The 14,866-nt window shown below is 30.0% G+C and carries 11 protein-coding genes; 9 read left to right on the top strand and 2 right to left on the bottom strand.

What is annotated here, in order from left to right; translation table 11 throughout:
- The first annotated feature begins 21 nt into the window (after positions 1-21).
- The 4 genes from aroC to pduL all read left to right on the top strand — a co-directional run bounded on the left by aroC (position 22) and on the right by pduL (position 4,115).
- Positions 22-1,194, top strand: a complete 1,173-nt coding sequence (aroC, locus tag ACRDDE_RS00395; RefSeq protein WP_438624755.1) for a chorismate synthase — start codon at positions 22-24, stop codon at positions 1,192-1,194.
- Positions 1,179-2,207, top strand: coding sequence for a 3-dehydroquinate synthase (gene aroB, locus ACRDDE_RS00390; RefSeq protein WP_438624754.1), 1,029 nt, complete (start codon positions 1,179-1,181; stop codon positions 2,205-2,207). The genes aroC and aroB overlap by 16 nt, the downstream gene beginning before the upstream one ends.
- Entirely contained in the window at positions 2,200-3,462 is a 1,263-nt protein-coding gene (gene aroA, locus ACRDDE_RS00385; protein WP_438624753.1) for a 3-phosphoshikimate 1-carboxyvinyltransferase, read from the top strand. Before aroB ends, aroA begins: the two co-directional genes overlap by 8 nt.
- Positions 3,463-3,545: 83 nt before the next feature.
- Entirely contained in the window at positions 3,546-4,115 is a 570-nt protein-coding gene (pduL, locus tag ACRDDE_RS00380) for a phosphate propanoyltransferase (protein ID WP_438624752.1), read from the top strand.
- Between the two features lie 142 nt (positions 4,116-4,257).
- Here pduL and ACRDDE_RS00375 read toward each other — a convergent pair whose 3' ends face one another.
- On the bottom strand, positions 4,258-4,653 hold the full coding sequence (locus ACRDDE_RS00375) for a winged helix-turn-helix transcriptional regulator (protein WP_438624750.1): 396 nt from the start codon (positions 4,651-4,653) through the stop codon (positions 4,258-4,260).
- 249 nt (positions 4,654-4,902) lie between these two features.
- On the opposite strand from ACRDDE_RS00375, the gene deoC reads away from it, so the two are divergent.
- The 3 genes from deoC to ACRDDE_RS00360 all read left to right on the top strand — a co-directional run bounded on the left by deoC (position 4,903) and on the right by ACRDDE_RS00360 (position 10,996).
- The gene (gene deoC, locus ACRDDE_RS00370) at positions 4,903-5,577 is read left to right on the top strand and encodes a deoxyribose-phosphate aldolase (RefSeq protein ID WP_438624749.1); all 675 of its coding nucleotides are present in this window, start codon (positions 4,903-4,905) and stop codon (positions 5,575-5,577) included.
- Between the two features lie 227 nt (positions 5,578-5,804).
- The gene (gene nifJ / locus ACRDDE_RS00365; protein WP_438624747.1) at positions 5,805-9,344 is read left to right on the top strand and encodes a pyruvate:ferredoxin (flavodoxin) oxidoreductase; all 3,540 of its coding nucleotides are present in this window, start codon (positions 5,805-5,807) and stop codon (positions 9,342-9,344) included.
- 197 nt (positions 9,345-9,541) lie between these two features.
- Entirely contained in the window at positions 9,542-10,996 is a 1,455-nt protein-coding gene (locus ACRDDE_RS00360) for a UDP-N-acetylmuramoyl-L-alanyl-D-glutamate--2,6-diaminopimelate ligase (protein ID WP_438624746.1), read from the top strand.
- A 170-nt stretch (positions 10,997-11,166) separates the two neighbouring features.
- On the opposite strand, the gene ychF is transcribed toward ACRDDE_RS00360, so the two are convergent.
- A complete protein-coding gene (gene ychF / locus ACRDDE_RS00355) occupies positions 11,167-12,264 on the bottom strand; it encodes a redox-regulated ATPase YchF (RefSeq protein WP_438624745.1) in 1,098 nt (365 codons plus the stop codon).
- Between the two features lie 113 nt (positions 12,265-12,377).
- On the opposite strand from ychF, the gene ACRDDE_RS00350 reads away from it, so the two are divergent.
- Positions 12,378-13,484: a CbiX/SirB N-terminal domain-containing protein gene (locus tag ACRDDE_RS00350; protein WP_438624744.1), complete on the top strand. Its 1,107-nt coding sequence runs from the start codon at positions 12,378-12,380 to the stop codon at positions 13,482-13,484.
- A 9-nt stretch (positions 13,485-13,493) separates the two neighbouring features.
- Positions 13,494-14,756, top strand: coding sequence for an EF-P 5-aminopentanol modification-associated protein YfmF (gene yfmF, locus ACRDDE_RS00345; RefSeq protein WP_438624743.1), 1,263 nt, complete (start codon positions 13,494-13,496; stop codon positions 14,754-14,756).
- The last annotated feature ends 110 nt before the right edge of the window (positions 14,757-14,866 follow it).

Raw genomic sequence — 14,866 nt, 5'->3', positions numbered from 1 at the left:
CCCAAATGAAAGGAGAAATTTATGCTTAGATATATAACAAGTGGAGAGTCACATGGTAAATGTTTGACATCAATAATAGACGGAATTCCAGCCAATGTTAGCTTAAATATAGATGAAATAAACCTAGAGATGAAAAAACGCCAATCTGGATATGGAAGAGGCGGACGTATGAAAATTGAAAGTGATACTGTGGATATACTTAGTGGGGTTAGAGGAAAAACTACTATTGGAGGTCCAATAGCTATACAAATAAAAAATAAAGATTATGAAAATTGGATTAAATATATGAATCCGCTTGAAGAGGTTGATAGAGAAACTAGAAAAGTTGAACAAGTAAGACCAGGACATGCAGATTTAATCGGATCTTTAAAGTACGATTTTGATGATGCTAGAAATGTTTTGGAGAGATCAAGTGCGAGAGAGACTGCTAGTAGAGTTGCAGTAGGTGCAATATGTAAACAGGTTCTAAAAGCATTTGATGTAGAATTTGTATCACATGTAGTTCAAATTGGAAACGTAAAGGTTGATAAAATATATAGTTTTGATTTTATAAAAGACAATGTAGATATAAGTGAAGTTAGATGTATTGATAAAGGTATAGAAAAATTAATGATATCAGAAATTGATATGGCTAAATCTGAAAAGGATACATTAGGAGGGATAATTGAGATAAGGGTAAAAAATGTACCCCCAGGACTAGGATCGTATGTCCACTATGATAAAAAAATAGATGCTCATATAGCTATGAATGTAATGAGTATTCAAGCTATAAAAGGGGTAGAAATAGGAATAGGATTTGAGGTTGCAAATAATAGAGGATCAAATGTTATGGATGAAATTTTCTATAACGATGAAAAAGGTATTTATAGAGAAAGTAATAGATTAGGTGGAATAGAAGGTGGAATGACTACAGGTGATGAAATTATAGTAAGGTGTGCAATGAAACCAATACCTACACTATATAAACCTCTAAACTCTATAAACATGAAAACATTAGAAAATTTTCAAGCGACTGTTGAAAGATCAGACACTTGCGCAGTTCCAGCGTGTAGTGTTGTATGTGAAAATGTAGTTGCGTTTGTAATTTTACAATTTATGTTAGATAAGTTTGGGAAAGACAATATAGAAGATATAATGAATAACTATAATTCGTATATGAATAGGCTAGGTGATAGAGGATGGAAAAATCTATAAAAATTGAATATGATTATAATGAATTTGAATTAAACAATAGATACGACAAGTTACTTATAATAACTGATGAAAATGTAAATAGATATCAGTTCGATGAATTTGTAAAGGTATTGAATCATGAGTTTATAGAAGTGTTTATAGTTAAAAGTGGAGAGCAATCTAAAACTTTGGCTGTTTATGAAGATATAATTAAATTTTGCATAACTGTTGGGGTAACTAGAAAATCAGCTATAATTGCACTAGGTGGAGGGGTTGTAGGAGATTTAGCTGGATTTATTGCAGCTACGTATATGAGAGGAATTGATTTAATTCAAGTTCCTACAACATTATTAGCTCAAGTGGATTCATCTGTTGGAGGAAAAACAGGTATAAACATAGGTAATATAAAAAATATAATAGGAGCATTTTATCAACCTAAACTTACATATATAAATGTAAATGCGCTAAAAACTTTAAATAAAAGTGAGTTTTTAAGTGGCATGGCAGAAGCTTTAAAATACTCATTTATATATGATTATGAATTTTTAAATTACATAATTGATAATAGTAAAGGTATATTATTGAAAAATCAAGACGTATTGTCTTATATTATAAACAAATGCACATGTATAAAATGGGAAGTAGTAAGTAAAGATGAAAAAGAAAATGGATTGAGAAAAATTTTAAATTTAGGACATACATTTGGTCATGGAATTGAAAAACTTTGTGGATTAAGCCATGGATTTGCGGTTAACATAGGTACAAATATGGCATTTAATTTAGCTTTAGATAAAGGATTTATAGACGATGAATACTACCAACAATTTTTATACGTATCTAAATTATTAAATATACCTATTTCTATTAAATATGATAATCCAGAAGAAATACTAGACTTGATGAAAAGTGATAAGAAAAACAGCTTTGGAAGTATAAATCTAGTTATACCAGTTGGAAGAGGACAAGTGGAAGTTTTTGATAATATTAAAGAAAGTGAAATATTAGAAGTAATAAAGAGGTGTACTAATGCTTAAAGGAACTGTAGAGTTAATTGGAGACAAATCAATATCTCATAGAGCTATAATGTTTTCGTCTATAGCGAAAGGTACTACAAGAATAAAAAATTTTTTAATGGGACAAGATTGTTTAAGTACTATTGACTGTTTTAGAAAAATGGGTGTAGATATAGATATAAATGATAAGGAAGTTATCGTAAATGGGGTTGGATTAAGAGGACTGAAAAAGCCTAATGAAATTTTAGATGTTGGGAACTCAGGGACGACGATAAGGCTTATGATGGGTATACTTGCTGGGAATGAATTTGAGACCACTGTAATAGGAGATGAATCCATTGGGAAAAGACCTATGAAAAGAGTAACCGACCCGCTAAGATTAATGGGATGTAGGATAAAAGGAAATGATGATGCAAATTTTACTCCAATAACTATATATGGTGGAAATTTAAATGGAATTGAGTATAAAATGCCAGTTGCATCTGCTCAAGTAAAATCATCTATAATACTAGCATCTTTATATGCAGATAGTAGTAGTACTATAATTGAAAAATCAAAAAGTAGAAATCATACAGAGATAATGTTAAAATCATTTGGAGCTGATATAAAATCTAATAATTTAACAATAGATGTAAAACCTGTAAGTGAACTTTTTTCAGTAGAAAAAATAAATATAGCAGGAGATATTTCATCTGCGGCGTTTATAATTGCAGCTGCTAGTGTAGTTGAAGGTTCAGAAGTTCTTATAAAAAATGTTGGATTAAATGAAACTAGAACAGGAATAATAGATGTATTAGAAGCTATGAATGGAAATTTTGAAATTATAGATAAAAGAGTTGAAAGCGGAGAAGTTGTAGGAGACTTAATAGTAAGATATAGTGATAAACTAATAGGGACAACTATAGATTCAAATTTAATACCTCGATTAATCGATGAGATCCCAGTTATTGCAATTTTAGCAACTCAAGCCAATGGAACAACAGTAATAAAAGATGCAAAAGAACTTAAAGTGAAAGAAAGTAATAGAATAAAAGCTGTTGTTGATAATTTAAAAAACATGGGAGCAGAAATAGAAGAACTAGAAGATGGCATGGCAATAAAAGGAAAAACGAAATTAAAAGGAGCAAATATAAAAACTTTTAATGATCATAGGATAGCTATGGCATTTTCAGTAGCTTCACTGATTTCAGAAGGTAAATTACAATTAGATAATACAGCTTGCATAGATATATCTTTTCCGGGATATTTCGATTTAATAAATAATTTATTAAAGTAAAATTAGAATAAAATTTGATTTTATTAGGAATATTATGTATAATTGTATTGCAATATTTTAAAAAACTTAGGAGGACTTTATAAATGAAATTACCAATAGCATTATCAAATAAACACGTTCATTTAAGTCAAACAGATATAGAGACATTATTTGGAGCAGGTCATCAATTAGTAGAATTCAAGCCATTAAGCCAACCAGGGCAATATGCTTGTGAAGAGAAAGTTGATTTAGTAGGGCCTAAAGGAACTATAAAAGGAGTTAGAGTTTTAGGACCAGCTAGACCTAACACACAAGTTGAAATATCTTTAGCAGACGGATTTACTTTAGGAGTTAAAGCTCCAATAAAGGAATCTGGAGATATAGAAGGAACTCCAGGAGTTAAGTTAGTTGGGCCAGCAGGTGAAGTAGAATTAACAGAAGGTGTTATAGTTGCATCAAGACATATACATATGAGCTTAGATGACGCAGCTAAATTTGGAGTGAAAGACAAGCAAATAGTAAAAGTTAGAACTTTCGGACCTAGATCTATAGTATTCGAAAATGTATTAGTAAGAGCTAATGCTAACTTTGCTTTAGAAATGCATGTTGACGTTGAAGAAGGAAATGCAGCAGCTGTTAGAAACGGAGAGATGGTAGAGTTAATAGCTGAGTAATATATATATAAAAAAAGTATGTGGTTTTTCACATACTTTTTTTGTTTATATGAAATTTATTTAAGATTGAATTATAGATATATGTAAATAAGAAACTAAATCAAATCCTATACATACAATAAAGGCTCTATTCACACAAAAATTACTTATCTAATTTTAAGCTATCCAAACTATTGTCCTGAAGATAATCTACTCCATAGCTATACATACTTTCTAAAACTGGAATAAGCTTCTCCCCACATTCTGTAAGTCCATATTCTACCTTTGGAGGAACTACAGGATATACTTTTCTATAGATTAAGTTATGAGACTCTAAACTTCTTAATTGTTGTGTTAACATTTTTTGAGTTACATCAGGAAGTTTACGTCTTAAATCACTAAATCTAAGAGGGTTAGGCATTAAATACCAAAGAATTAATATTTTCCATTTTCCCGAAATGATTTTATGAACTAAGTTTATAGGACACATTTCATACTTATTACATCTTTCATTCATGTGACATTTAGAATGATCTTGTACCTCGAGTTGAATTTTCATAATAACCACCTTGAATTATAATAGTATACTTTTGGGTACTATAAAACAAAAAAGTACCTACTTGTTATAAAAAAACTTAATTGGTACTATTATATCATGAATTTCGCAAGCTATCTATTCGTTGATACCTTAAAATTTTTTAATAAAAATATGATACTCTGTAAATTATAATAAGTAAGTGATATATACAAAAAATGTATATATTTGCTATAATAAAGTAACATTATAAAATAAAAAGGAGACATATTTATGGATAAAAATATAGCAAAAATGATTGATCATACTATTTTAAAGGCTTTTGCCACAGAAAATGATGTAAAACAATTATGTAAGGAAGCTAAAGAATATAATTTCTTTTCAGTATGTATAAACCCAGCAAATGTAGAACTTGCAAAGAAAGAATTAGAAGGATCTAATGTAAAGGTATGTACTGTTATAGGATTCCCTCTAGGGGCAAATACATCAGAAGTAAAAGCTTTTGAAACAGACGATGCTATTAAAAAAGGTGCAGATGAAGTTGATATGGTTATAAACATAGCAGCATTAAAAGATAAAAAGTACGATTATGTACTAAATGATATAAGAGCTGTTGTAGATGCTTCTAATAAAAGAGCATTAGTGAAAGTAATAATAGAAACATGCTATTTAAATGATGAAGAAAAGAAAATAGCTTGTGAATTATCAGTTAAAGCTGGAGCTGATTATGTAAAAACATCAACTGGTTTTGGAACAGGAGGATCTACTCCTGAAGATATAAAACTTATGAGAGATGTTGTTGGACCTAATATAGGGGTAAAAGCTTCAGGTGGAGTAAGAAATCAAAAAGATGCAAAAGCTGTAATTGAGGCTGGATGCTCTAGAATAGGAGCAAGTGCATCAATTGCAATTGCTAAAGGTGAAGATTCTGAAACACAAGGATATTAAAAAAAATAAAAAAATGTAGAAAAATGTTTTGAGTATACAAAATAGGGTATATATGTAATATTGAACTTTTAAAGTATACAAAAAACAAAAACATATATTGAATAGAAGGAATTTGTAAGTTAATGTAGAATTTATTACTTAAGAATATCTTAAGCTATTCAAAATATTTACTCAATATAGAATACAAAGGACTATTTTGGGAGGAATATACAAGGAGGATACATACTATGGCAAAATTTATGAAAACAGTAGATGGTAACACTGCTGCTGCTCACGTTGCATATGCATTTACAGATGTAGCTGCAATATATCCAATAACTCCATCATCTACGATGGCAGAAGTTGTAGACGAATGGGCTGCACAAGGAAGAAAGAACGTATTTGGACAAAAGGTTAGTGTTGTAGAAATGCAATCAGAAGCAGGAGCTGCAGGAGCATTCCACGGTTCTTTACAAGCAGGAGCATTAACATCAACATTCACTGCATCACAAGGTTTATTACTTATGATACCAAATATGTATAAAGTAGCTGGAGAGTTATTACCTGGAGTATTCCACGTAAGTGCTCGTGCTTTAGCATCACAAGCTTTATCAATATTCGGTGACCACCAAGACGTTATGGCTGCTAGACAAACAGGATGTGTATTATTAGCTTCTGGATCAGTTCAAGAGGTTGCTGATATAGCACCAGTTGCACATTTAGCTGCAATAGAAGGTAGATTACCATTTATACATTTCTTTGATGGATTCAGAACATCTCACGAAATACAAAAAGTTGAATTATTAGAAAATGAAGATTATGCTAAATTATTAAATATGGAAGCTGTTCAAGAGTTCAGAAACAGAGCTTTATCACCAAATCACCCTGTAACTCGTGGTACAGCACAAAACCCTGATATATACTTCCAAACAAGAGAAGCTTCAAATAAATATTACAATGATATAGTTGGAATAGTTGACAAATACATGAACCAAATGTCTGAGTTAACTGGAAGAAAACATGGACTATTTGATTACTATGGAGCAGAAGATGCTAAATATGTAATAGTAGCTATGGGATCTGTAACAGAAGCTATAGAAGAAACAATAGATGTATTAAATGCACAAGGTGAAAAGTACGGTTTAGTTAAAGTTCACTTATACAGACCATTCTCAATGCAACACTTTGTAGATGCTATGCCATCAACAGTTGAAAGAATATGTGTATTAGATAGAACTAAAGAGCCAGGAGCAACTGGAGAGCCATTATACTTAGATGTTAAATCAGTATACTATGGAAAAGAAAATGCTCCTATGATAATAGGCGGAAGATACGGATTAGGATCAAAAGATACTGTTCCTACTCATATAAAAACAGTTTATGATAACTTAAAATTAGAAAATCCTAAAGATCAATTTACATTAGGTATAGTTGATGATGTTACTAACACTTCTTTAGAATTATCTGATGAATTAAAAATAGCTCAAAAAGGAACTGTAAGATGTAAGTTCTGGGGATTAGGATCTGATGGTACAGTTGGAGCTAACAAACAAGCTATAAAAATAATAGGAGATAACACTGAAAAGTATGCTCAAGCTTACTTTGCATATGACTCTAAAAAATCTGGTGGTATAACAATGTCTCACTTAAGATTTGGAGATGCTCCTATAAGATCAACTTACTTAATAGATGAAGCTGATTACATTGCTTGTCATAATCAATCATATGTATATCAATATGATCTATTAAAAGGATTAAAGAAAGGTGGAATATTCGTTCTTAACACTATATGGAATGAAGATGAGTTAAACGAACATTTACCTGCAGCTATGAAAAATTACATGGCTAAAAATGATATCCAATTCTATACAGTAAATGGTACTAAATTAGGTCAAGAAATAGGACTTGGAAACAGAATAAACATGATAATGCAATCTGCATTCTTCAAGTTAGCTCAAATAATACCAGAAGCTGATGCTGTAGAGTACTTAAAAGACTCTATAAAGAAAGCTTACGGTAAAAAAGGTGAAAAAATAGTTAATATGAACTACAAAGCTGTTGATGCAGGTATGAATGCTTTAGTTAAAGTTAATATACCAGCTAACTGGGCAGATGCTAAAGATGCTGTTAAAGAAGAAGTTAACGAACCAGCTTTCGTAAAAGATATAGTAAGACCTATGAATGCACAAGAAGGAGATAATTTACCTGTAAGTACATTCAATGGAATAGAAGATGGTACATTCCCAGCTGGACTTGCTGCATATGAGAAGAGAGGGGTAGCAGTAAACGTTCCTGAGTGGATAGTTGATAACTGTATCCAATGTAACCAATGTGCTTACATATGTCCTCATGCATGTATAAGACCAGTATTAGTTAATGAAGAAGAAATGAAAAATGCTCCAGAAAAATTCGATACTAAGAAAGCTATAGGTAAAGGATTTGACGGATTACAATACAGAATGCAAGTAAGTCCAATGGACTGTACTGGATGTGGTAACTGTGCTGATGTATGTCCAGCTAAAGAAAAAGCTTTAGTTATGAAACCTCTTGATACTCAAGACGTTGAAGTTGAAAACTGGGCATTTGCAGTTGATACTAAGAAAGTAGCTCCAAAAGGAGATATAATGGCTCCAACAACAGTTAAAGGAAGTCAATTTAGACAACCACTTATGGAGTTCTCAGGAGCTTGTGCTGGATGTGGAGAAACTCCATATCTTAAGTTAGTAACTCAATTATTTGGAGATAGAATGATGATAGCTAATGCTACTGGATGTTCTTCTATATGGGGAGGATCAGCTCCATCAACTCCATACACTGTAAACCATGAAGGTAAAGGTCCATCTTGGGCAAACTCATTATTCGAGGACAATGCAGAGTACGGATTTGGTATGTTCTTAGGTGTTAAACAAATGAGAGCTAAGTTAGTTGAGACTATGGAACAATTAATATCTATGGATATATGTGATGCAGCAAGAACAGCATTCACTAACTGGTTAGAAAATAGAGAAGATAGTGAAGCATCAGCTAAAGCAGCTGAAGAAGTACTTGCAGTATTAGCAAATGCTCATAATATAGAAAATGCTGAAATAAAAGCTTTAGTAGCTGAAATAGAATCTAGAAAAGATTATTTAGCTAAGAGATCTCAATGGATACTAGGAGGAGATGGATGGGCTTATGACATCGGTTACGGTGGATTAGATCACGTACTTGCTTCTGGTGAAAATGTAAATGTATTAGTATTTGATACAGAGATATATTCTAATACAGGAGGTCAAGCTTCTAAATCAACTCCAGTTGCAGCAATGGCTAAATTCGCAGCAGCAGGTAAGAGATCTAAAAAGAAAGATTTAGGTATGATGGCTATGTCTTACGGAAACGTATATGTAGCACAAGTTGGTATGGGTGCAGATAAGAACCAATTAATAAAAGCTGTAGTAGAAGCTGAAAAATATGATGGACCATCATTAATAATAGCTTACTCACCATGTATATCTCATGGATTAAAAGAAGGTATGGGAAGAGCTCAAGCAAACATAGAGCAAGCTGTTAAGTGTGGATACTGGCATTTATACAGATTCAACCCAACTTTAAAAGCTGAAGGTAAGAATCCATTTACATTAGACTCTAAAGAAGCAACTGAAAGCTTCAGAGATTTCTTAATGAAACAAGTAAGATATTCTGCTATAGCTAAACAATTCCCAGATGTAGCTGATGAATTATTTGAAATGGCAGAAGAAAATGCAAAAGAGAGATACGAAAGTTATAAGAGATTAGCTGAACAAAACTAATCTAGTATATAAATAGAGAGGATTTCATCCTCTCTATTTTATTTTGCATTTTTTGCAATAAAAATAGCATACTAGACAATTTCTATTTTTATGATATTGTTATATAATAATATAGTTATAAATTCTAACTGCTAAACTTGATTAATAAGTTAAGTATTCAAGCATAGCGAATTTTTTATTGAAGGAAGGTTAAATTTATGTTACTAAAAGAAGTAATAAAAGGCTTAGATATTTTAGATACTAAAGGAAGTTTAGATATTGAAATAGATAACATACAATATGATTCTAGAAAAGTAGGAGAAAATGACCTATTTATATGTGTTAAAGGATTTACAGTTGATGGACACAAATTTATAGATATGGCTATAGAAAAAGGTGCAAAGGCATTTTTAGTTCAAGAAGATATCGAAAGAGATGGAGTAACTTTCATAAAAGTTAAAAACACTAGAGAAGATATGGCTAAAGTTGCAGATAATTTCTACAATCATCCAAGTCAAAGATTTGATGTTATAGGAGTTACGGGAACTAATGGAAAAACTAGCATAACTACATTTTTAAATGAAATACTAACATCAGCTGATAATAAAGTAGGATTAATAGGAACTATAAAAATATCTGATGGAGACAAAGAAATTGAATCAAATTCAACAACTCCAGAAAGCAGAGATTTACAAGATTACTTCGATCAAATGATAAATAATGGATGTAAGTATTGTGCTATGGAAGTTTCATCTCATGCATTAGCATTAAACAGAGTAGCACAAACTAAGTATAAGGTTGGGGTATTCACTAACTTAACTCCAGACCACTTAGACTTCCACAAGGATTTAGAAGATTACAGAAATGCTAAAGAGAAATTATTCTATATGACAACTAATGCTAATGTTATAAATATAGATGATGAAGGCGGAAAAGTTATATATGAAAATATAAAGAATTTAGATACAAAATGCTACACTTATGCTATAGATCACGAAGCTGATTTTATGGCTAAAGATATAAAAATAGAAGCTAGAGGGGTATCATATAAACTTGTAACTCCAACTTATGAAGAAAATATATTTGTTCCAGTTCCTGGTAAATTCACAGTTTATAATACTCTAGCAGTTATAGCTACATGTTATGCATTTGAAATTCCTAAAGAAATAGTTCTAAATGGATTAAAAAATACAGGTGGAGTAGCAGGAAGATTTGAAGCTATATCTAATGAAACTGGAATAAGTGTTATAGTTGATTATGCTCATACTCCAGATGCATTAGAGAATGTAATCAAAACAGCTAGAGAGTTTGTTAAAAATAGAATAATAACAGTATTTGGGTGTGGAGGAGATAGAGATACAACTAAAAGACCTTTAATGGGAGATATTGCTCAAAAACTTTCAGATATATGTATAGTAACATCAGATAATCCAAGAACAGAAGATCCAGAACTTATAATAAATGATATATTAGAAGGATTAGATAAATCTAAAGAAAATTATAAAGTTGTTATAGATAGAAAAGAAGCTATAAAAGAAGCTATAGAAATGGCGCAAAAAGGTGATGTAATACTAATTGCAGGTAAAGGGCATGAAAATTACCAAGTAATCGGCAAAGTTAAACATCACTTTGATGATAAAGAAATAGCTAATGAGTTTTTACAAAATAAATAAGGTGTAATACTAGTTAAAAGATTTTGTGAATTTGTATAAGAGGGAGTGAGAGTATATTTTAGCTACATTTCAAGCATTTTTTCAGCTTGTGTAGCAAAATATACTCTCACTCCCTTTAGTGTTATTAGCTAAAAAAAGTATCGATAAAAAATATCGATACTTTTTCTATATTAAACGTTAAATCTGAATAATATAACATCTCCATCTTTAACTATATATTCTTTACCTTCAAGTCTAACTAAACCTTTATCTTTAGCAGCTGTCATTGTTCCTACGTTAACTAAATCATCAAATGCTATAGTTTCCGCTCTTATGAACCCTCTCTCTATATCAGAGTGTATCTTACCACCAGCTTGAGGAGCTTTAGTTCCTACTTTTATAGTCCAAGCTCTAACCTCTTGAGGTCCAGCAGTTAAATAAGAAACAAGTCCAAGTAAAGCATATGAAGATTTTATAAGCTTATCAAGTCCAGATTGCTCAAGACCTAATGTTTCTAAGAACTCTTTCTTTTCTTCGTCAGTGTCAAGTTCTGCTATTTCAGCTTCTATTTGAGCACATACAACAACAACTTCAGCATCTTCAGTTGATGCGAATTCTCTAACTCTATTTACATACTCATTGTTTTGAGCTTCGTCAGCTAAATCATCTTCACTTACGTTAGTAGCATATATAACTGGTTTAGAAGTAAGTAAGTTTAATGAGTTAACAAATGCTTGTTGATCTTCAGTAAACTCCATAGTTCTAACACAATTACTATCTTCTAAAGTAGCCATTATTTCTTTTAAGAACTCAAGCTCTGAAGCTAAAGATTTATCTGCTTTAGCAGCTTTTTGAGTCTTTTGAATTCTTCTTTCTAATATTTCTATATCAGAGAATATTAATTCTAGGTTTATAGTTTCTATATCTCTTAAAGGATCTACTGAACCATCAACGTGAACAACGTTAGGATCTTCGAAACATCTAACAACATGTACTATTGCATCAACTTCTCTTATGTGAGATAAGAATTTATTTCCAAGACCTTCACCTTTAGATGCACCTCTAACTAAACCAGCTATATCACAAAATTCTATAGCTGTAGGTACAACTTTTTTAGAATTATATAGTTCTTTTAATTTTTCTAGTCTTTCGTCCGGCACAGCCACAACACCTACGTTTGGCTCTATTGTACAGAAAGGGTAGTTAGCAGATTCAGCACCTGCTTGAGTTATCGCATTAAATAGTGTACTTTTACCTACGTTTGGTAAACCAACTATACCTAATTTCATATTGTATCTTCCTCTCTTCTTAAGTCTTATATTTATTTTAATTTAGACATACATTCTAATTATACATCATATATATTAGTCATGCAAACTATACTTTTAATGGAGTTGATTCAATGGTTATGCCAATTTGTTTAGGTATTTTATTTGGATTGAGCATTATATTTGATGGGTATATGGAGAATATATTTATTATAGCTGCTACAGTGTCTGTATATACATATTTTATATATTATGAAAAAGATTATAAAAAATTATTTACAGGTTTTATAGTATCGTTTTTAATAATAAATTTATCAATTGTAGTTTTCATAAAGGATGATATAGCAGTTAAAGCTATAGAACATGGAGATATTCAAGATGAAACTTTAGTAATGCTTGTATATGATGGAGAATCTAAAAAATATAATATTAGAGAACGTGCAAGTGAAATTTATTTTGATAAGGGGTACGAGGCATACATATCCAGTATATATAATTTGCATAAGTATAAAGGGTACTATGCAAACTTAGGGACTAGTGAATTTAAAGATACTGCACATAAAATTTCATCGGGGCTAAGATCTAAATTAGGATCTAAATATAAAGTTGTTGATGCATATATGTACACTAAACCATATTTTGAAAATATGGTACAAGAGGTTGTAGAACTAGGGTATAAAAATATAATAATATGTCCCATGTTTATAACAGAGGGTAAAGATTTTGATGTATTTAACAAAAGGTTAGATAGTATGAGCCTTAATAAATATGGAGTGAATATTAAACTTACTGATGTTTTTTATAAATCTAACAATTTAGCAAAGTCATACACTAATGAGATTTTGGGAAATATAAAAAATGAAGATGTAGATTCAGGTGTTCTTTTAATAGGATTAGAAGATGAAAATAATTTAGAACAAGATATTATTTTTAGAGAAAAAATAAAATATTACATAGAAAAAGAGAAAAATACAAAAATTCAAATAAAATTACCACTTTTAGAAAATAATAAAGACGATATAATAAAATCAGGAGAACAACTTCTAGAATATGGAATCGATGTATTGCATGTGGTTATTCCTACATGTACAATTGATAACATGTACAATAAGAATTTAGTTGAAAGTATTTTAAAAGAATTAGATACTTCAGAGGTCAGATTTCATTATATAGAACCAAAAGATAAAGTAAAGATACTTATTGATGAAATGTATACTCAAATATTGTTAATAGAAAAATAGGAGGATTATATGGAGAATATAAAAAAAATAAATTTAGATGAAAATATAAATTTAACTTTAATACAGTCTAAAAAATTTAAAACAAATTTAGTTAGCGTATACATACAAAGGATTTTAGACAAGAATGAAACTACAAAAAATGCGCTAATTCCAAATATGATAACTAATGCAAGTAACAAATACAAAACATTAAAAGATATATCTAATAAATTAGAAGATTTGTATGGTGCGTCTATCTTAGCTGATGTAAGTAAGAGAGGGGAAAGACAGGTTTTAAACATAAAACTAGTAACAACTAATGAACAATATCTAGAAGAACCTATATTTACAGATGCAATAGAGTTTTTGAATGAAATAATAAATAATCCACTAACAGAAAATGGTGGTTTTAAAGAGGAATATCTTAGATTAGAAAAACAAAATTTAGCTGAAAGAATAAAAGCTAAGATAAATGATAAAGGAAGATATGCACTAGAAAGATGTTTTGAAGAAATGTGCAAAGATGAAAAATTTAGTATAAGTGAATACGGATATATAGATGAAATTGATAAAATAAATGGTAAAGATCTATACAATCACTATAAAAATATTTTAAAAACATCTCCTATCGATATTGTTATAGAAGGTGAATTTGATGAAGAAAAAGTTATAGATATTATAAAATATAAATTTAAATTTGAAAGAGATAAAGTTATAGAAATACCTAGAGAAAAATATGAAAAAAATGTGAAATCTGTAAAAAATATAGTTGATAAAATGGATATAACTCAAGGTAAATTAGTTATGGGATATAGAACAAATACAGATTTTGCAGATGCAAAAAATTATTACCCTCTAGTTGTAGGATGCAATATTTTAGGTGGAGGACCACAATCTAAAATGTTTATAAATATAAGAGAAAAAGAAAGCTTATGCTACTATATATATTCATCTATAGAAAAATATAAAGGAATACTATTCATATCTTCAGGTATAGAAACTCAAAATTATGAAAAAACAACAGATTTAGTTAGAAGACAAATAGAAAGCATTATAAATGGAGAGATAAGTGACGAAGAACTTGAAAATAGTAAAATATCACTTATAAGTTCTATGAGATCTTTAAAAGATAGTATAGGTGGATTATCTGATTTTAAATTTTCTCAAGATATAAGTAAAACAAATTTAAGTATAGAAGATATTATTAATTATGTAGAAAAAGTGAATAAAGAAGAAATTATTAGTGTGTTTAAAAAATTACAATTAGATACTATTTATTTCTTAAGAAATTAGGAGGAGTATATGGAAAAGATAGTTAACGATATATTAAAAGAAGAACTTTATTATGAAAAATTAGACAATGGACTTGATGTATATTTTATGCCTAAAAAAGGGTTTATGAA

The organism is Paraclostridium sp. (genome assembly GCF_051656405.1).
Taxonomy (GTDB): Bacteria; Bacillota; Clostridia; order Peptostreptococcales; family Peptostreptococcaceae; genus Paraclostridium.
The sequence above is the reverse complement of the archived record's forward strand: the minus strand, read 5'-3'. Positions and strand labels throughout refer to the sequence as shown.